At 63.3% G+C, this 18011-nt stretch carries 17 protein-coding genes; 6 read left to right on the plus strand and 11 right to left on the minus strand.

Annotated features, from left to right (window positions below):
• Positions 1-519: 519 nt before the first annotated feature.
• Entirely contained in the window at positions 520-789 is a 270-nt protein-coding gene (locus tag OSJ75_RS21950) for a hypothetical protein (protein WP_252597199.1), read from the plus strand.
• 5 nt (positions 790-794) lie between these two features.
• Positions 795-1319 carry a helix-turn-helix transcriptional regulator gene (locus tag OSJ75_RS21955; RefSeq protein WP_267229542.1) on the plus strand — a complete coding sequence of 175 codons (525 nt, stop codon included), beginning with the start codon at positions 795-797 and terminating at the stop codon, positions 1317-1319.
• 28 nt (positions 1320-1347) lie between these two features.
• Here the strand turns inward: OSJ75_RS21955 and OSJ75_RS21960 are convergent, their stop codons facing one another.
• From OSJ75_RS21960 to OSJ75_RS21980, 5 genes are all read right to left on the minus strand, one after another.
• On the minus strand, positions 1348-1980 hold the full coding sequence (locus tag OSJ75_RS21960) for a nucleoside triphosphate hydrolase (protein ID WP_250019972.1): 633 nt from the start codon (positions 1978-1980) through the stop codon (positions 1348-1350).
• Positions 1968-2657: a D-lyxose/D-mannose family sugar isomerase gene (locus OSJ75_RS21965; RefSeq protein ID WP_250019971.1), complete on the minus strand. Its 690-nt coding sequence runs from the start codon at positions 2655-2657 to the stop codon at positions 1968-1970. The genes OSJ75_RS21960 and OSJ75_RS21965 overlap by 13 nt, the downstream gene beginning before the upstream one ends.
• A 42-nt stretch (positions 2658-2699) precedes the next feature.
• Positions 2700-3491, minus strand: coding sequence for an ATP-binding cassette domain-containing protein (locus OSJ75_RS21970; RefSeq protein WP_250019970.1), 792 nt, complete (start codon positions 3489-3491; stop codon positions 2700-2702).
• Positions 3491-4573: an ABC transporter permease gene (locus OSJ75_RS21975; protein WP_250019969.1), complete on the minus strand. Its 1083-nt coding sequence runs from the start codon at positions 4571-4573 to the stop codon at positions 3491-3493. Before OSJ75_RS21975 ends, OSJ75_RS21970 begins: the two co-directional genes overlap by 1 nt.
• 170 nt (positions 4574-4743) lie before the next feature.
• Positions 4744-5778, minus strand: coding sequence for a sugar ABC transporter substrate-binding protein (locus OSJ75_RS21980; protein ID WP_371929567.1), 1035 nt, complete (start codon positions 5776-5778; stop codon positions 4744-4746).
• Positions 5779-6006: 228 nt separating this feature from the next.
• Between OSJ75_RS21980 and OSJ75_RS21985 the strand changes: the two genes are divergently transcribed.
• The 3 genes from OSJ75_RS21985 to OSJ75_RS21995 all read left to right on the plus strand — a co-directional run bounded on the left by OSJ75_RS21985 (position 6007) and on the right by OSJ75_RS21995 (position 8721).
• Positions 6007-7278, plus strand: coding sequence for an ROK family transcriptional regulator (locus tag OSJ75_RS21985; RefSeq protein ID WP_416362598.1), 1272 nt, complete (start codon positions 6007-6009; stop codon positions 7276-7278).
• A 64-nt stretch (positions 7279-7342) separates the two neighbouring features.
• Positions 7343-7786, plus strand: coding sequence for an RbsD/FucU family protein (locus OSJ75_RS21990; protein ID WP_267229534.1), 444 nt, complete (start codon positions 7343-7345; stop codon positions 7784-7786).
• Complete coding sequence (locus tag OSJ75_RS21995) at positions 7783-8721, plus strand: carbohydrate kinase family protein (protein ID WP_250019967.1); 939 nt, start codon at positions 7783-7785, stop codon at positions 8719-8721. The genes OSJ75_RS21990 and OSJ75_RS21995 overlap by 4 nt, the downstream gene beginning before the upstream one ends.
• A gap of 165 nt (positions 8722-8886) precedes the next feature.
• Here the strand turns inward: OSJ75_RS21995 and OSJ75_RS22000 are convergent, their stop codons facing one another.
• From OSJ75_RS22000 to OSJ75_RS22020, 5 genes are all read right to left on the minus strand, one after another.
• On the minus strand, positions 8887-9669 hold the full coding sequence (locus OSJ75_RS22000; RefSeq protein ID WP_267229535.1) for a DUF4167 domain-containing protein: 783 nt from the start codon (positions 9667-9669) through the stop codon (positions 8887-8889).
• 286 nt (positions 9670-9955) lie between these two features.
• The gene (prmC, locus tag OSJ75_RS22005; RefSeq protein ID WP_267229536.1) at positions 9956-10831 is read right to left on the minus strand and encodes a peptide chain release factor N(5)-glutamine methyltransferase; all 876 of its coding nucleotides are present in this window, start codon (positions 10829-10831) and stop codon (positions 9956-9958) included.
• Complete coding sequence (gene prfA, locus OSJ75_RS22010) at positions 10832-11911, minus strand: peptide chain release factor 1 (RefSeq protein WP_250019963.1); 1080 nt, start codon at positions 11909-11911, stop codon at positions 10832-10834.
• 7 nt (positions 11912-11918) lie between these two features.
• Positions 11919-14159 (minus strand): phosphoenolpyruvate--protein phosphotransferase, encoded by a 2241-nt coding sequence (gene ptsP, locus OSJ75_RS22015; protein ID WP_267229544.1) that lies wholly within the window; start codon positions 14157-14159, stop codon positions 11919-11921.
• A gap of 193 nt (positions 14160-14352) precedes the next feature.
• Positions 14353-15606 (minus strand): aspartate kinase, encoded by a 1254-nt coding sequence (locus OSJ75_RS22020; RefSeq protein ID WP_267229537.1) that lies wholly within the window; start codon positions 15604-15606, stop codon positions 14353-14355.
• Positions 15607-15859: 253 nt separating this feature from the next.
• Here OSJ75_RS22020 and ubiG point away from each other — a divergent pair, with 253 nt between their 5' ends.
• Positions 15860-16603: a bifunctional 2-polyprenyl-6-hydroxyphenol methylase/3-demethylubiquinol 3-O-methyltransferase UbiG gene (ubiG, locus tag OSJ75_RS22025; protein ID WP_267229539.1), complete on the plus strand. Its 744-nt coding sequence runs from the start codon at positions 15860-15862 to the stop codon at positions 16601-16603.
• A 57-nt stretch (positions 16604-16660) separates the two neighbouring features.
• On the opposite strand, the gene OSJ75_RS22030 is transcribed toward ubiG, so the two are convergent.
• Positions 16661-17617: a quinone oxidoreductase family protein gene (locus OSJ75_RS22030; protein ID WP_267229540.1), complete on the minus strand. Its 957-nt coding sequence runs from the start codon at positions 17615-17617 to the stop codon at positions 16661-16663.
• Positions 17618-18011: the final 394 nt, after the last annotated feature.

An 18011-nucleotide genomic window follows, 5' to 3' on the forward strand; every position in this document is an offset into this window, starting at 1 on the left:
CCCGCCGCGCCGCCAGCACCGCCCACCTTGCGAACATATCCGTTCCTTCTGCAATTGATTTGCAACTGCATCTTTAGCACGCGCCAAACCTTTTGCAAGTGCGAATTATTTGCAACTGGGATTTGGGGAGCGGGCTTTGGAGACATGCGAGCGTGAGGGAGACATGAGGGAGGCGTGGGTGGCTGCTGATTGACAGCCGCGGGCTCGGTGGCCCCGACGAGAGTATCGATCTGGGCGGGTCTACCGCCTTGCTATCAAGTCAACATCCATATCGTGAACCAATCGTGCTGATGCACCTCCCCCATGCCGAGCTTGTCGAAGCACGCACTTCATCGCTGCAAGCTCGGTGAACATGGCGCTGCATCAGCCTCCCTGCGTCCTTCGACAGGCTCAGGATGAGGAAAGTGGGGGGATTTGCAGGGACGTCGGATTTGTGAGCATAGAGGTCATTATATTTTCCATTCATTAGCATGGGTTGTCAAATGACAACCACGTCGATATATGTATTTAAGGAGATAAATGGTGCGTAAGCCGCATCCCAAGAAAGATATTGAAGAAGCCATAAGATACGCAGAAGCAGCAGGATGGCGCATAAGCGTTGGCGGGAGCCATGCCTGGGGAAAGATGTTCTGCCCATACAAGGAGGACACATGTCGTTGCGACGAGTTCTGCATAACCAGCATTTGGAGTACGCCGAAAAACGCCGGCACCCATGCCAGGGCGTTGCGCCGGGTCGTCGACAATTGCACGACGCACACTGCCGCCAAGGCAAAAGCAGATAAGGCGTGACTACAATGCAAGAATATAATTTCACTCTGAAATACCGGTTGGCCGCAACCGATGCGGATCAGGACGACATTGTGGAACGGCTTGGGGAAGCCGGCTGCACGGATATGCTTGTCGGCATCGGCATTGCCGGTCGCCTTGCATTGCAGTTCGACAGAGAGGCGGACGGCGCCCGGAACGCCATTCGCACGGCCCTTGAAGACGTCAAGGCGGCACTGCCGACCGCGATGCTGGTCGAAGCCTACCCCGACTTCGTCAGTGCCACCCAGATCGCGGACCTTGTCGGCAAGAGCCGCCAGAATATTCGCAAGCTCATGGTTTCCAATCCGGATTTTCCGAGCCCGGTCCATGATGGACCATCGGTTACGCTATGGCACCTTTCGGACGTCCTCGAATGGCTGGAGGCACGCAAGGAATATAGACTGGACAAGAGGTTGCAAGAAACGGCTCATGCTACTCGTGAGGTCAACGTTGCGAGAGAGGCTGCGCGGCTCCCGTCGATTGCTCGCGAACTTGGAATGCTCGTAGCATAGCGGTGTCTTTCAAGGGTTCGGCACAGCCTCAGTTCAAGACGCGGAAGTCGGCCGGGCGCGATTTCTCCAGCACCAGTTCCGCATTGGGGATGTCGTTCGACAGCGCGCGCGCCTGGGCGGAGCCGACATTGTAGCCATAGCCCAGCCAGCGCTGCACCAGCCGGTTTTCGAGCTCGGTGCGATCGACCTCGAGAAACACCGACAGGTCGAAGAGCGGCTGCAGCCTGTCCCAGGGCGCCTGGTCCAGCAGCAGGTAATTGCCTTCGACCAGCAGGATGCGCGTCTGCCTGCCGACGATGGCCGCCCCGGCGCGGGCGAGATCGAGCTTGCGGTCGAACAGCGGAATGACCACGTCGTCGCCGCTCGCGCGCAGGCGCTGCAACAGCAGTTCGAGCCCGGCGCAATCGAATGTCGGCGGCGATCCCTTGCGCTTGCGCATGTCCATCTGGTCGAGAATGGCATTGTCGAGGTGGAACCCGTCCATGGGAACCACCGCCGCCGCATCCGGCTCGATCGCGTTGATGGCCTCGCACAGGCTGGCCGAGACCGTCGACTTGCCGGCCCCGGGAGGGCCGGCTATGGCGACCACGAACCGCTGGCATCCGGCCGAGCGGCCGAGGATTTCGGTTGCGAGGTCCTGCAGCGCGATCAGGCGAGCCATTTGTCGTAGTCGGATACCAGCAGGTGCAGCGGCGCCTCGTCTTCCTCGATCGAGGAGAACCGGCCGATCGGCTCGCGGAATATATTGTCGGTCAGGTCGTCATTGACGGTCGATACTTCGCCGATGAGCACGTCGCCGCCCTCGCCCCAGAAGGCATGCCAGTTGCCCGGCAGCAGCGTGACGCTTTCGCCCGGCTGCAGCTTGAGCAGGCCGCCGGCCGCAAGCTTCACGATCCGCCCGTCCGTCGCCACCTCGACATCGGTCGCCTCGTCGACGCTGCCATCCTCGCGCGAATTGAACAATTCGAGGACCAGCGTGCCGCCGCCGCGATTGATGATGTCCTCGGCCTTGACGATATGCCGGTGCATCGGCGAAAGCTGCTTCTCGCGCGAGATCATGATCTTCTCGGCATAGAGCATGCCGCCGCCCTTCTTCAGGTCTTCCTGATTGCCGTTGCGGGTGGTGAACAGGAACAGGCCGAGCTCGTCGAACTTGCCCTGGCCGTAATCGGTGATGTCCCAGCCGAGCCTTGCATCGAGTATCGCCTTCGAATCGCCGGCGGTGCGGGCCTTCAGTTCCTCCGGCGTCCAGTAGGCGAAGGGCGGCATGACATAGCCGAACGAGCGGATGAACTTGTCGCTCTCGCGGATGATCCTATTGATCTCGGAACGCTTCATTATCGAAATATCCTTGTGATTGAAAATCTGTTTGTCCGCAACTCAATTGCCCGGTGAGGGCGCCGGCTTGGCGCCTGTCATGAAGGCAACTGCGTCGGACATCGTATACTCTTTCGGGTCGATCACGGTAAGCCGCTTTCCGAGCCTGTGGATGTGAATTCTGTCCGCAACTTCAAAGACGTGCGGCATGTTGTGCGAAATCAGCACGATCGGCAGGCCGCGCTTCTTCACGTCCTGGATCAGCTCCAGCACCCGGCGCGATTCCTTGACGCCGAGCGCCGCCGTCGGCTCGTCCATGATGACGACCTTGGAGCCGAAGGCAGCCGCGCGCGCCACGGCGACGCCCTGCCGCTGGCCGCCGGAAAGCGTTTCCACCGTCTGGCTGATGTTCTGGATGGTCATCAGGCCGAGTTCGGAAAGCTTGTCGCGCGCCAGCTTCTCCATGGTCTTGCGGTCGAGCATGCGGAAGAGCTTGCCGGCAATGCCCGGCTTGCGCAGCTCGCGCCCGAGGAACATGTTGTCGGCGATCGACAGCGCCGGCGACAATGCGAGGTTCTGGTAGACCGTCTCGATGCCCGCCTCCCGCGCTTCCATCGGCGAGCGGAAATTGATCGGCTTGCCGTCGAGATGGATCTCGCCTTCGTCCGGATGGATGGCGCCGGAAATCGCCTTGATCAGCGAGGATTTGCCGGCGCCATTATCGCCGATCACCGCGAGCACTTCGCCCGGATAGAGGTCGAAATCGGCGTGGTCGAGCGCGGTGACGCGCCCGTAGCGCTTGACGAGGCCCCGCGCGGTCAGGATCGGGGCGGCGGATGGTGTTGGTGTCGTCATCAGCTTGCTGCCTTTCTGATCCACTGGTCGATTGCCACGGCGGAGATGATCAAGAGGCCGATTATGAGATAGGTCCATTGCACGTCGGTGCCGATCATGCGCATGCCGAACGAGAACACGCCGACGATCAATGCGCCGAAGAGCATGCCCATGATCGAGCCGCGGCCGCCGAAGAGCGACATGCCGCCGATGACCACTGCGGTGATGGATTCGATATTGGCGAACTGGCCGACCTGCGGCGAGACCGAGCCGTTGCGCCCGATCTGGGCCCAGCCGGCCAGCGCGCAGATGAGGCCCGCCAGCACATAGACGGAAACGAGGACGCGCTTGGTGCGCACGCCGGAAAGCTGTGCCGCCTCGGGATCGTCGCCGATCGCGTAGAGATGCCGGCCCCAGGCGGTATAATTGAGGACATACCAGAGGATGGCGATCAGCACGATCATGGCGAAGACGCCATAGGTGAAGGTCGCGCCGCCGAAGGAAAGCTTCTGGCCGAAGAATTGCAACAGCGGCGCCTGTTGTTCGATTTCCTGGGCGCGGATCGTCTCGTTGGCCGAGTAGATATAGGTGGCCGCGAGGAAGATCTGCCAGGTTCCGAGCGTGACGATGAAGGGCGGCAGCTTGATATGGGCGACGAGCACGCCATTGACGAAGCCGCACAGCGCGCCGAGCGCCAGGCCGCAGGCGACGGCAACTTCCACCGGCAAACCGTAGCGGAAGGTGAACTGGCCCATCACCACGGAGGTCAGCACCATGATGGCGCCGACCGAAAGATCGATGCCGGCGGTGAGGATGACGAGCGTCTGCGCAGCGCCGACAATGCCGACGATGGCGACCTGCTGCAGGATCAGCGTCAGCGCGAAGGGCGTGAAGAACCGCCCGCCGACAATGGCGGCAAAGGCAGCCAGGGAAAGCACGAGCACGATGAGGGGCACGGCCGCAGGGCTCGAATGAAGATAATGCCGGATGCGTTCGAGCGTGCTCTTCTCATTGCTGTCGAAGCTGGCGACATCGGCGGAGCTTTGCGTCAGGACGCTTTCAAACTCCTGCTTTTGATGCGTGGTTCGCTCAGTCTCTGTCATGGATGACCTCCCGGAGGTAGTTGGATCGGCAGGCTCCGTCCGTGGCTTTCGCCCCTTGAACGCAGCTCGCTCTCGCCCTGGCGCCTGTTGTCGCCGCTGGATGCCGGCACCGGCCGGCGAATGCGGGCAGGCAGGCGTTCCCTTGTCGGGAGCGCCCGCCCGTTAAAGGCTCAGCCCCAGCACTTGGCCAGGCCATCCTTGACGCTGATCGATTCGACGCCGTCGACCGGCTTGTCGGTGACGAGCGCGACGCCGGTGTCGAAGAAGTCCTTGCCTTCGGTCGGCTTCGGCTTTTCGCCCGTATCGGCGAATTTCTTGATCGCCTCGATGCCGAGCGCCGCCATCATCAGCGGATATTGCTGCGACGTCGCGCCGATGATGCCTGCCTCGACATTCTTCACGCCCGGGCAGCCGCCATCGATCGAAACGATGAGCACGTCCTTCTCCTTGCCGACGGCCTTCAACGCCTCATAGGCGCCGGCGGCGGCCGGTTCGTTGATCGTGTGCACGACGTTGATCTCGGGGTCCTTCTGCAGAAGGCTCTCCATCGCCTTGCGGCCGCCTTCCTCGTTGCCATTGGTGATGTCGTGGCCGACGATGCGCGGGTCCTTCTCGTCGCCGATCTTGTTGATGTCGGCAACGTCGATGCCGAAGCCCTTCATGAAGCCCTGGTCGCGCAGGACGTCGACCGAAGGCTGCGACGGCGTGAGGTTGAGGAATGCGACCTTGGCATCCTTGGCCTTGTCGCCGAGGGTTCCCGCCGCCCATTTGCCGACGAGTTCGCCGGCAAGCAGGTTGTCGGTGGCGAATGTGGCGTCCGCCGCGTCGACCGGATCAAGCGGCGTGTCGAGCGCGATGACGAGGACGCCGGCATCCCGCGCCAGCTTGACCGACGAGACGATGCCGGCCGTGTCGGAAGCGGTGATGAGGATGCCCTTGGCGCCGTCGGCGATGCAGGTCTCGATGGCCGCGACCTGGCTCTCGGTATCGCCGTCGATCTTGCCGGCATAGGCCTTCAGCTCGACGCCGAGTTCCTGGGCCTTGGCCTGCGCGCCCTCCTTCATCTTGACGAAGAACGGGTTCGTGTCGGTCTTGGTGATCAGGCAGGCGCTCACATCGGCAGCCTGCGCAGGAACGGCAAAAGCGCCGAGCGCCATGGCCGCAGCACCGAATACCGACGATTTCAGAAAACTTACTCTGTTCATGCAACTTCCTCCTCTTGGGACGGCATGGTCACGCCTGTCCGCGCTGACGCCAGTTGACCCGGCGCCCTGTTAATCTCTCAACACCTCGGACAGTTATCCTCCCGGCCAAGTGCTGCATCAAGAAATACCACCCCGTGCCCGCTGTCAACATTAATAAATCACTCTGATTTAATATTGACAGGGGCCATTGCCGCCGCCATTGTCCCGCTGACGGATGGGAGGAGACCATTGAGCACCCGTATCTCGGAGCAAGGCACCCGGCGTGCGCAGCTTCACCACGGCACGAACCAGAGCGGAATGCGCGACCACAATGAGCGGGTCGTGCTGTCGCTGCTGCGCCAGCATGGCAGTCTCGCCAAGACCGCCATTGCGCGCATGACGGGTCTCTCCGCCCAGACGAGCTCGATCATCATGCGCATGCTGGAAGCGGACGAACTGCTGCGGCGCGAGGCTCCCCTGCGCGGACGGATCGGCCAGCCGCTCGTTCCCATGGCCCTCAATCCCGAAGGCGCATTCTTCTTCGGCCTGAAGATCGGGCGCCGGAGCGCCGATCTCGTCATGATCGATTTCGTCGGCAATATCAGGGCGATGCGCCATGTTCCCTATGATTATCCGGCGCCGGACAACATCCTTGCGATCGCCGAGGCCGGCATAGAGGAAATGCTGGCGGAGCTGGCTCCGGGCCAGCGGGAAAGGCTGGCGGGCCTCGGCATTGCCGCGCCTTTCGAATTGTGGAAATGGGCCGATACGGTCGGCGCGCCGCAGGACGTGCTCGACCAGTGGAAGGGCTGCGACGTCAGGCAGCTGATCCAGGATATCTGCCCGTTCCCGGTCTATCTCCAGAACGACATGACGGCCGCCTGCGGCGCCGAGCTCGTCTTCGGCCAGAGCAAGGACATCAGCGATTTCGTCTATTTCTTCATCGGTTCGTTCATCGGCGGCGGCATCGTCATCAATGGCAGCCTCTATGCGGGGCGCAGCGGCAATGCCGGGGCGCTCGGTTCCATGCCGGTCCCCGCGCCCGGCAGCCCCCGGGCCCGCCCCGGAGACGGCCCCCAAGCCATCCCCCAGGGCAACCATGTGCGCCAGCTGATCGATGTCGCCTCCATCACCACGCTGGAGCGCGTCGTTACCGGTCTTGGCCGCGATCCCTCGCCGCTGTGGACCTCCCCGGAGGACTGGGGCACGATGGGACCGGAACTGGACGAGTGGATCGACAATGCGGCGCGGGCGATCGCCCATGCGGTCGTTGCCTCGGCCTCGGTGGTCGATTTCGAAGCGGCGATCATCGATGGCTGGATGCCGTCCGACGTGCGCACGCGGATCGTCGCCGCCATTCGCGGCCATGTCGAAACCTTCGATCTCGAGGGCATCGAACTGCCGGTGATCCTTGAAGGAACGGTCGGTATTCACGCGCGCGCTCTCGGCGCCGCCAGCCTGCCGCTCGCCGACAGGTTTCTCCTCGGCCAGAAGATATTCAGGAAGGTCGACCAGCCATGACGGGACCCACGACGCGCCCCATGGCGCGGGCCATGATGCAATCGGCACAATCCACGGAGCGGCCATGCTGATCGGCATTTCACCCCTGCTCGGGCCGGAACTGCTCGCGACCCTGCGCAGCATGGGCCATGGCGACGAGATCGCGCTCGTCGATGCGAATTATCCGGCGCAGACGGATGCGACGCGGCTGGTGCGCGCAGACGGCATTCCGCTCGTTCCGCTTCTCGAAGCGATCCTGCAGATATTGCCGGTGGACGATTTCGTCGCCGAACCGCTGTTCAGGGCCTCGGTTCGCGGCGAGCCGGAACTTTCCGACCCGGTTCATGATGAAATGAGCCGGATCTGCGCAAAATATGCGCCGGGCGCCAGGCTCGTCGCCTTGGCGGGTGCCGATTTCTACGCCCGTGTGAAAACGGCACACACGATCGTTGCCACGGGCGAAACCCGCCTTTATGCCAATATTATCATCCGCAAGGGTGTCATTTATCCAAGAGAGATTGTTCAATGATTTTATGTTGTGGCGAAGCCCTTATAGACATGCTTCCGCGCGTGACCGAGGCCGGCGAAACCGCCTTTTCCCCCTATGTCGGCGGCGCGGTGTTCAACACCGCCGTCGCCCTTGGCCGGCTCGGCGTGCCGACCGAATTCTACTCCGGGCTTTCCTCCGATTTCTTCGGGCAGATGCTGCGCGACAGTCTCGCGCAGAACCATGTCGGCAGTCGCTACGCGCATATTTCGCCGCAGCCGACCACCCTCGCCTTCGTAAGGCTGGTCGATGGCCAGGCGAGCTATATCTTCTACGACGAGAACAGCGCCGGCCGCTCGCTGGCGCCGGAGCACCTGCCCGAACTCGACGCCAATGTGACCGCGCTGCAATTCGGGGCGATCAGCCTCATTCCCGAGCCGTGCGGCAGCACCTATGAGGCGCTGATGGCGCGCGAACACGCGAAGCGCGTCATCATCCTCGACCCGAACATCCGGCCGGGATTCATCCCGGACAAGGAAAAGCACCTCGCGCGCATGCGCCGGATGATCGCCATGTCCGACATCGTCAAGGTTTCCGACGAAGATCTCAACTGGTTCGGCGAGGTGGGATCGCTGGAAGACGTGGCGCGCCGCTGGCTGGTCGAGGGCGACGCCATCGGGCCGAAGCTGATTCTCCTCACCCATGGCGCCGATGGCGCCACCGGCTATACGAAGCGGCAGGCCGTGCAGGTCCCGGGGCAAAGGGTGGCCGTGGTCGATACGGTCGGCGCCGGCGATACGTTCACCGCCGGTGTTCTGGCTTCGCTGCAGGAGAACGGCGCGCTGACGAAAGCCGGACTTGCCGAACTGACCGACCGGCAGATCGAGGCGGCGCTGACGCTCGGAATCAAGGCCGCCACGGTGACCGTTTCGCGCGCCGGCGCCAATCCGCCCTGGCGGTCGGAACTCGCCGCCTGAGGGCGAGTGCTTCCGGCTCCCCATGGCAAGCCATCGAACGCACGATGCTTTTGCAGCCCAAGCTCATCCACCCACAGCATCAAATGAAAGAACCACCCGGCGGTGACGGCGGGTGGTTCGAAATCATCTCAGGTCCGGCGGCAACCCGCCGGCATGCGCTGGCGCCTAGACGTCCGATTCGGCGGCGGCGCGCCGCTTCTTCACTTCGGCGACGATGCTGGCCGGAGAAATATCATTAGCGGCCTCGGCACGCGTTGCCGGCGACTGCTCGTCGCCATTGCCTTCCTCGCCACGTGCCTCGCGCGGACGCGACGGGCGACGGCCACGGGTCGAGCGCCTTGCCGGCTTCGGCGCATCGGCGGCCTCGTCCGCTGCAGTGGCGGCCTCGGGCGCCTCGGGCGCTTCGGCCTGTGCCGGCTGTGCCTGCGGCTGGCGCTGGCTGGCCGTATCGTCATCATAGGCGACCTCGGCGGGGGTGCCTTCGATGACCGGCTGCGGGCCGCTGCCATTGATGGCGTGGTTCACCCGCGGCTGCCTGTCCTGTCGCTCCGGCCGCTCTTGCCGTTCCTGCCTCTCCTGCCGATCCTGGCGCTCGGGCCGTTCCTGACGCTCGGTCTCGGCGATCGGGCCGTCATCATCATAGGAACCGTCATCATCCTGGTCCTGGTCGTCGCGCTGATACTGGACCGGCGCGGCGGCCTGGGCCGCGAGAATGATGCGATTGTAATGTTCGGCATGCTGGAGATAGTTTTCCGCCATCACACGGTCGCCCGCGCTTTGGGCGTCGCGTGCAAGAGTGGCATATTTTTCGGCGATATGCTGGGCATTGCCGCGGATCTTCACGTCCGGGCCGTTGCTTTCATAATTGCGCGATAGTGGATTTGGTCCCTTGCTGCGGTTGTTGTTGCCGCGTCCGCGCATGCGCCTATTCTGCTGTACTGGCCTCATACTTATCTCTTTTCAGAAAATCAGGGGCGCTTGTTTGCTCACCATTTGAGTCAAAAAGCTCGCTTTTCAAATGCCGATCTGAAGCACGCCCCGCGCTTCGATCGCATCCAAAGTTCAAAAAACTTTTGTGCTTCCGCAAGAAACGCTTTCTCCAGAACACCATCGAGGAGAACTCAAACTCTGGGGATTTCCGATCAATCGCTTGATTGGCAGAACCAGTGTCGTCGGTTTAAAGCGGTACCCGGAAACTAGCGATCTTCTGCGCAGATTCCAAGCCTTTTTTCCATTATTTTTTAGCCCGGGCAAAGAGAAGTGCCCGCTCGTGCCCGCCAAGGTCGTGGCGAAGCCCATCCGGCACGAAACCCGCCTCGGCGAAAATCCGCTCGACATCCGCCCTTTGTCCCGCGCCGATCTCGAGCGCCACCCTGCCCTCTACCGCAAGATGCCGCGACGCGCCCTGCGCAATCTTGCGATAGGCATCCAGTCCGTCCGCCCCGCCATCGAGCGCGCGCGCCGGATCGTGGATCGAAACTTCCTTCTGCAGCCCCGGTATCTCCGCCGATACTATATAGGGCGGATTGGAAATTATCATGTCGAATGAACCACTTATCCGCGCGAACCAGTCCGATTGGATGGCGGCGAAGCGGGCCGACAAGCCGGCGCGTTTCGCATTGCCCCGCGCTGTCGTCAGCGCGCCTGCGGATATGTCCACGCCTATGGCCTGAAGCCCCGGAACATGCTGGAGCAGGGCAAGGGCGATGGCCCCTGTTCCCGTACCGAGATCGACCACGACCGCATTGCCGTTTCGCCCGGCCCGCAAGGTCAGCCAGCCCAATGCCAGCTCGACCAGGGCCTCCGTATCGGGGCGTGGTTCGAGCGTATCCGCCGACAGTTCGAATTCCATGCCGAAGAATTCGCGCCATCCCATGATCCGATGCACCGATTCCCCGGCGATTCGCCGCTCGACCGCCCGGTCGATCCGCTCGACCTCTGCCATGTCGGCCTGCCGATTCGGCTCCCGCACCATGGCGAGGCGGTTGCAGCCCGTCGCCCACTCCACCAGCAGCCGCGCATCGAGCTCTGCCGACGCAATCCCCTGCCGTGCCAGATGGTCCCTCGCCTGCCGGATGAGGTCCGCAAGTTTCCGGCTGCGCCCGGTCATTCAGTGGCTCTCGTTGAGCTGGGCGAGCTGCGCCGTCTGGTAATCCGATATCAGCGCACCGATCAATTCGCCGAGATCGCCTTCCATGATGCGATCGAGCTTGTAGAGCGTCAGGTTTATGCGATGATCGGTGACCCGCCCCTGCGGGAAATTATAGGTGCGAATGCGCTCTGACCTGTCGCCGGAACCGACCTGGCTGCGCCTTGCCTCGGATCGTTCGCTGTCGGCCTTCTGCCGCTGCATGTCGAAGAGGCGCGAGCGCAGGACCTGCATGGCCCGGGCCCTGTTCTGATGCTGGGACTTTTCCGCCTGGACCACCACGATGCCGGAAGGAATATGCGTGATGCGCACGGCCGAATCGGTCGTATTGACGTGCTGCCCGCCCGATCCCGACGCCCGCATCGTATCGATGCGGATATCTTCGGGGCGAATGTCGATATCGATATCCTCGGCCTCGGGAAGCACCGCGACCGTGGCGGCGGAGGTGTGAATGCGCCCGCTCGCCTCGGTATCGGGCACGCGCTGGACGCGGTGGACGCCGGATTCGAATTTGAGCTTGGCGAAAACGCCCTTGCCGGTGACCATGGCGATGACTTCCTTGTAGCCGCCGGCCTCGCCCTCGCTGGCGGAAATCAGCTCCACGCGCCAGCCATTGTCGGCGGCGTAGCGCTCATACATGCGGAACAGGTCGCCGGCGAAGAGCGCGGCTTCCGATCCGCCGGTGCCGGCGCGGATTTCCAGGATGGCGCTGCGGTCGTCGGCGACGTCCTTCGGCAGCAGCAGCACCTGGATTTCCTGTTCCAGCCCGTCGATGCGCTCGCTCACATCCGGCAGTTCGGCCTCGGCCAGTTCGCGCATGTCGCGATCCGTCGCCGGATCGTCGAGCAGGCTCTGCAAGCCATCGGCCTCGCTCTGCGCATCGAGCAATTCGCGGATCTTGAACACGACGGGCTCCAGCTCCGCATATTCCGACGCAAGCTTGACATAGGTGTCTGAATCGGGATTGCTGGCCATCTGCGTTTCCATCAAGGAAAATCGCTTCAGCAGCTGATCCATGCGATCCTGCGGAATGGACGTCATTCAAACCTCACAAAGAAATGCCCGCGCGCTCCGCATGCTTGGTCAGCACGTGCCGCAACGACCCCATGTCGCCATGGCCATTCATCGCCTCGGCCAGTTGCACGCTGAGCTCGCCCACGTCGAGCGATCCGAGCATGGCCTTGATCGGGCCGATCGCGGCGGGCGACATGGAAATGGAGCGAAAACCCAGACCGAGCAGGGCCATCGCGGATATCGGCTTGCCCGCCATCTCGCCGCATAGGGTCACATCGGTATTGTTGCGCTGCCCCGCCTCGACGATGTGCCGGAGCACGCGCAGGAAGGGCACGGACAGATTGTCGAAACGGTTGGCGATGATGGAATTGCCCCGGTCGACGGCCATCACGAACTGGAAGAGATCGTTCGAACCGACCGACACGAAATCGACTACGGACATCAGCTCGTCCAGTTGCCAGAGCAGCGACGGCACCTCGACCATGGCGCCGATCTTGACGCGCGTCGGCAGATCATGGGCGAAGCGCGACAGATGCTGTACCTCGCGGCTGATGAGTTCGCTCGCCTTGCGCACTTCCGCCACTTCGGTGACCATCGGCAGCATTAGGCGCAGCTCGCGCCCGCCCGCCGCCTTCAGCAGCGCGCGCACCTGGGTGCGCAGCAGGCCGGGCCGGTCCAGCGTCAGCCGCACCGCCCTCCAGCCCATGGCCGGATTTTCCTCGTTGGCGGTGTTGCGGAAATAGGGCAGCACCTTGTCGCCGCCGATATCCAGCGTGCGGAACGTGACGGGCCGCTCGCCGGCGGCATCGAGCACCGAGCGATAAAGCCGCTCCTGCTGCTCGGCGCGCGGGAATGTCGATGCGACCATGAATTGCAGTTCGGTGCGGAAGAGCCCTATGCCCGCCGCGCCGGCCTCGGCGAGCTGCGGCAGGTCGACGAGCAGGCCGGCATTCATCAACAGGGTGATGGGCACGCCGTCCTTCGTCACCGAGGGGCGGTCGCGCAATTCGCGGTAGAGCGCCTGGCGCTTGGCGCGAAAACGGACCTTTTCCGAATAGGCCGCCTCCACATCCGCCTGCGGGCGCAGATGGACGCGGCCGTCATCGCCATCGACGATGACAGGATCGTTGTTTTCGGCCATGGAGACGACGCCCTTGACCTGGCCGGCAACGGGAATGCCCATGGCGCGGGCAACGATCACCACATGGCTGGTCGCCGCGCCGTCTTCGAGAACGAGGCCCCGCAGGCGTTCGCGCGGATAATCGAGAAGCTCGGCCGCCCCCATGGACCGCGCGATGATGATCGCATCCTTGGCTAGCGAGCCCGCCATGGTCTTGACGTCGCGTCCCATCAGCTGCCGCAGCAGGCGGTTGGCAAGATCGTCGAAATCGCTGAGGCGCTCGCGCATGTAGGGATCGGTCAGGTGCATCATGCGCGCGCGCGTGTCGCTCTGGACCTTTTCCACCGCCGCTTCGGCGGTCAGGCCGTTGCGGATGGCCTCCTCGAGCCGCCGCACCCAGCCGGTATCGTGGGCGAACATGCGGTAGGCTTCGAGAACCTCGCGGTGCTCGCCCTCGAAGGCGACGTCGCGGCGCGAAAGCATGTCGTCGATGGAAATGCGCAGCGAGCCGAGCGAATTCTCCAGCCGCTTGACCTCGGCATCGATGTCTTCATTGAACAGGTTGGTCACGACGATGCGCGGCTCGTGCAGCACCACATGGCCGAGGCCGACGCCATCATTGAAGGCGGTGCCGCTGAAGCTCATGGGCTTGCCCATGTCGAGCTCGACGCCGGGACGCGCCAGCCGGGTCAGGCCGCCCGCCGCCACCATCTCGGCGAGGACCATGGCGGTCGTTTCCAGTGCCTCGACCTCGTCTTCGCGGTAGACGCGCTTGGTCTTGTTCTGGACGACGAGAACGCCGAGCGTGCGCCCGGCACGCAGGATCGGCACGCCGAGGAAGGAATTGTAGATCTCTTCCCCCGTCTCCGGCAGGTAGGCGAAGGCGGGATGGGTCTGCGCATCGGTCAGGTTGAGCGGCCGCGCGCTCGCCGCGATCGTACCGACGAGACCCTGGCCGAGGCGCAGTTGAGCCAGATGGACGGCCGAGGGATTGAGGCCTTCCGTCGCATAGAGTTCGAGCACGCCGTCCGAGCGCAGCACGTAGAAGGAACACACTTCCGCAACCATATTCTGCGCGATGTCGCGCACGATACGGTCGAGCCTGTCCTGCGGCTCAAGCGCCTCCGCCATCAGTTCGCGAAGCCGCTTCAGCATCACGCGGGGGCCGGTAGTCTGTTCGCGTGTGGGCACCCATTCGCTCCTACTGGGCGCGGGAACAGCCAAGCCGCCTCCCCCGCCAACTCTTGCAATTCAACCGCGCCTCTGGCCGGTTCTCAATTCAGATCATTCCAACAATCATTCCCGACAATCGTTCATCGCCGAAAATGCCCTTAGACGGCAATCAGAATCAATGCTTATCCAGACCGTACACGGAATGCAAAGTGCGCACAGCAAGTTCCGCATAGGGACCGTCGATCAGGATGGAAATCTTGATCTCCGACGTGGTGATGGCGCGGATGTTGATGCCCTTGTCGGCGAGCGCGCGGAACGCCGTGGCCGCGACGCCGGCATGGCTGCGCATGCCGATGCCGATGACCGAGACTTTCACCATGCCGGCCTCGGACTGGATCACGTCGAAGCCGATATCGGCCTTCACCTTCTCCAGCACCACGAGCGCCTTGTCGAGGTCGCCGGAAGGGACCGTGAACGTCATGTCGGTCTTCGACCCATCCTCGGAGACGTTCTGCACGATCATGTCGACATTGATATGGGCCTCGGCGAGCGGGCCGAATATGCCTGCCGAAATGCCGGGCCGGTCCGCCACGCGCCGCAACGAAATCTGGGCTTCGTCCTTGGCGTAGGCAATTCCTGTAACAACCTGCTGTTCCACGATTTCTTCCTCATCGCAAATTAGAGTACCGGGCGGATCGATCAGATCGCCCATGCCCGGCGCATCGGGATCATCGAAACTCGATCTTACGAATGTGCGCACTTTATGTACCATGGCAAGCTCGACCGAGCGCACCTGCAGGACCTTGGCGCCGAGCGATGCCATTTCCAGCATTTCCTCGAACGAGATGCGGGCCAGGCGGCGCGCCTTCGGCTCGATGCGCGGATCGGTGGTGTAGACGCCGTCGACATCCGTGTAGATGTCGCAGCGGTCCGCCTTCACCGCCGCCGCTATCGCGACCGCGCTCGTATCGGAGCCGCCGCGGCCGAGGGTGGAGATGCGGTTGTCAGGGCCTATGCCCTGGAAGCCGGCGATGACCGCGACCTGGCCCTCGCGGAAGCGCTCGACGAGGAACGATCCGTCGATATCGGTTATCCTTGCCGCGCCATGGGCATTGTCCGTCTTGATCGGTATCTGCCAGCCCTGCCAGGAACGGGCGTGGACGCCCATGCCCTGCAGCGCGATCGCCAGCAGGCCGGCGGTCACCTGCTCGCCGGAAGCGACGATCGCATCATATTCGCGCGCGTCATGCATCGGCGAGGCCTGGCGCGTCCAGGCGACCAGTTCATTGGTCTTGCCTGCCATCGCGGAAACGACGACTGCCACTTCGTGCCCGGCATCAACCTCGCGTTTGACATGCCGGGCCACATTGCGGATGCGGTCGATATCGGCCACCGAAGTGCCGCCGAATTTCATCACGATGCGTGCCATGGAAACTACCGTTCTGGGAGGCCTGAAATGTAAGTGGGGAAAAGAAACGTTGGCCCCAACGCTCCCTGTCCGCAGGATCGGTTTCCCATAAACAAAATACGGTCTGACTGCAAGAACAGGGGCTTGCGCGAGGGGCGTTTTGATTTTGTCCGGCCCGGCGGCGCAGCGCCGCATTTACGCCCGACCGTGCCGATAGGTCTTGACTTTCCAGCCCGGAGAAGGCCTGTCGGCACTGTGGATGAGGATGAGGCCAATGACTGACGCACAACGTACGACGATCGACGCTGACGAAGTTGCCCGGTTCACGCGCATGGCCGCGGAGTGGTGGAACCCCGAAGGGAAATTCCGCCCGCTGCACAAGTTCAACCCGGCGCGGCTTTCATACATCAAGGAAAAGGTCTGCGCGCATTTCGGCCGCGACCCGAACGAGCATCGGCCGCTCGAAGGCTTGCGGCTGCTTGATATCGGCTGCGGCGGCGGGCTGCTGTGCGAGCCCATGGCGCGTCTCGGCGCGGTGGTCGTCGGCGTCGATGCCGGCGAGACCAATATCGAGGTGGCGAAGCTGCATGCGCAGCAAAGCGGGCTCGACATCGATTATCGCGCCTCCACGGCCGAGGCACTCGCCGAAGCGGGCGAGAAATTCGACGTCATCCTCAACATGGAAGTGGTGGAGCACGTCGCCGATGTGGAACTCTACATGTCCGCCTGCGCGCAGATGGTGAAGCCCGGCGGGGTGATGTTCGTCGCAACGATCAACCGCACGCTCAAGGCGCTCGGCCTGGCGATCTTCGGTGCCGAATATGTGCTGCGCTGGCTGCCGCGCGGCACCCATCAATATGAGAAGCTGGTCCGGCCGGAAGAGCTCGAATCGATCCTGACCGGCAACGGCCTCAACGTCGTCGAGCGCGTCGGCGTCACCTATAGCCCGCTGACCGGCCGCTGGAACCGTTCGTCCGACACGGATGTGAACTACATGGTGCTGGGCGTCCGCATCTGAACGGCCGCAAGGCGGCCCGCCTGCGGGTCGCCCTCCGGGAGTGGTCTCCGATCGCTGTCAGGGGATCATCACCACGCGGCCAAGCGGCTTGGCCGTTTCCGCATATTCATGCGCCTTCGCGGCGTCGCGCAAGGGAAATACGCGGTCGATCACGACTTCCAGTCGCTTTGCCGCCGCCGCGTCGAGAAGTTCGTCAACGGTCTTTTTCACCGCTGGCTGCCCGAAGAGCGGGCCCATGAAGACGCCGTGCAGCGTCTGGTTGTTCTGCATCGGCTGCCAGAGGTCGACCGCGAGATCGCCGCCGCCGGCATTGCCGACGAAGACGAGGCGCCCCTCGGCAGCCAGTGCGGCCAGCGAGGCTTGCAGCGTCGAGCCGACCGGATCGACGACGAGATCCGCCCCCTTGCCATCGGTCAGCCGAAGCACTTCCGAGGCGACGTCCTGCTTCAGGCGATCGATCACATGCGATGCGCCGAGCTCGATCAGCCGCGGCTGCCGTTCGCTGCCACTGGCCACAGCGATGATCGTCGCTCCCCTTTCCCGCGCCAGCTGCACCGCCGCCAGGCCGACACCGCCGGCTGCAGCCTGGATCAGCACCGTTTCATTGGCGCCGAGGCCACCCTTGGTGATGACGCAATGATAGGCGGTTGCGAAGGAAATCGTCAGCGAAGCGGCCTGTGGCAATTCGAGCCCCTCCGGAACCAGCCATGTGCGGACGGCGGGGACGGCCCAGAGTTCCGCATGCGAACCCTGCATGTCGAAGGCAGCCACCTTTTCGCCGACTGCGCGGTCGCGGACATTGGCGCCGATCGCGACGATGGTGCCGGCGGCGGCATAGCCGACGATCCAGGACGGTCGCTGCGGGGTCAAGCGACGATTGATCAGATCACCGCCCTCGATCGAGATCGCCTCGACGGAAATCAGGACATCGTCCGGCCCGCAGGCGGGATCGGGCACATCGGCATATTTCAGGACCGCGGGAGGGCCGGGATTGTCGTAGACTGCGGCTTTCATTGGCTTTTCCTTTGCGCAAGACAAAAGCGTACCGCCCGACATCGCGACCATGTGCCTGTCGGCGCATCTCGCGGCTCGCTGCCTGGCGGCACGTCACCCGATGCGATGTAGTATCTGCCGGCGTCCATTTCGACCCCCGCCCGCCGCCTGGTGGCTCAGACGACCGCAGCCGCCTCCCTTCCGCGTTCCGGCCGCCTCTGCGCGACGCGGGGTCGGAAGGGCCTGCAATATGATGCCTCGGCCAGTCTCGTGCGACCAGCCCTGCAAATCCCCCTTCCTGATGCTGAGCCAACCTCCCTCATGCTGAGCTCCCACCTCCCTCATGCTGAGCCTGTCGAAGCACGAAGGACGCACTTTATTTATGCAACGCGCGGCCCTCCGTGGGGGATAAATG

The organism is Phyllobacterium sp. 0TCS1.6A, assembly GCF_026420825.1.
Taxonomy (GTDB): Bacteria; Pseudomonadota; Alphaproteobacteria; order Rhizobiales; family Rhizobiaceae; genus Phyllobacterium.

What these genes read in the sequence shown, in the direction of transcription:
- OSJ75_RS21950 (WP_252597199.1), top strand. Translation starts at nt 520, where the DNA reads ATGGTGCGTAAGCCGCATCCCAAGAAAGATATTGAAGAAGCCATAAGA.
- OSJ75_RS21955 (WP_267229542.1), top strand. Translation starts at nt 795, where the DNA reads ATGCAAGAATATAATTTCACTCTGAAATACCGGTTGGCCGCAACCGAT.
- OSJ75_RS21960 (WP_250019972.1), bottom strand. Translation starts at nt 1,980, where the DNA reads ATGGCTCGCCTGATCGCGCTGCAGGACCTCGCAACCGAAATCCTCGGC.
- OSJ75_RS21965 (WP_250019971.1), bottom strand. Translation starts at nt 2,657, where the DNA reads ATGAAGCGTTCCGAGATCAATAGGATCATCCGCGAGAGCGACAAGTTC.
- OSJ75_RS21970 (WP_250019970.1), bottom strand. Translation starts at nt 3,491, where the DNA reads ATGACGACACCAACACCATCCGCCGCCCCGATCCTGACCGCGCGGGGC.
- OSJ75_RS21975 (WP_250019969.1), bottom strand. Translation starts at nt 4,573, where the DNA reads ATGACAGAGACTGAGCGAACCACGCATCAAAAGCAGGAGTTTGAAAGC.
- OSJ75_RS21980 (WP_371929567.1), bottom strand. Translation starts at nt 5,778, where the DNA reads ATGAACAGAGTAAGTTTTCTGAAATCGTCGGTATTCGGTGCTGCGGCC.
- OSJ75_RS21990 (WP_267229534.1), top strand. Translation starts at nt 7,343, where the DNA reads ATGCTGATCGGCATTTCACCCCTGCTCGGGCCGGAACTGCTCGCGACC.
- OSJ75_RS21995 (WP_250019967.1), top strand. Translation starts at nt 7,783, where the DNA reads ATGATTTTATGTTGTGGCGAAGCCCTTATAGACATGCTTCCGCGCGTG.
- OSJ75_RS22000 (WP_267229535.1), bottom strand. Translation starts at nt 9,669, where the DNA reads ATGAGGCCAGTACAGCAGAATAGGCGCATGCGCGGACGCGGCAACAAC.
- prmC (WP_267229536.1), bottom strand. Translation starts at nt 10,831, where the DNA reads ATGACCGGGCGCAGCCGGAAACTTGCGGACCTCATCCGGCAGGCGAGG.
- prfA (WP_250019963.1), bottom strand. Translation starts at nt 11,911, where the DNA reads ATGACGTCCATTCCGCAGGATCGCATGGATCAGCTGCTGAAGCGATTT.
- ptsP (WP_267229544.1), bottom strand. Translation starts at nt 14,159, where the DNA reads ATGCTGAAGCGGCTTCGCGAACTGATGGCGGAGGCGCTTGAGCCGCAG.
- OSJ75_RS22020 (WP_267229537.1), bottom strand. Translation starts at nt 15,606, where the DNA reads ATGGCACGCATCGTGATGAAATTCGGCGGCACTTCGGTGGCCGATATC.
- ubiG (WP_267229539.1), top strand. Translation starts at nt 15,860, where the DNA reads ATGACTGACGCACAACGTACGACGATCGACGCTGACGAAGTTGCCCGG.
- OSJ75_RS22030 (WP_267229540.1), bottom strand. Translation starts at nt 17,617, where the DNA reads ATGAAAGCCGCAGTCTACGACAATCCCGGCCCTCCCGCGGTCCTGAAA.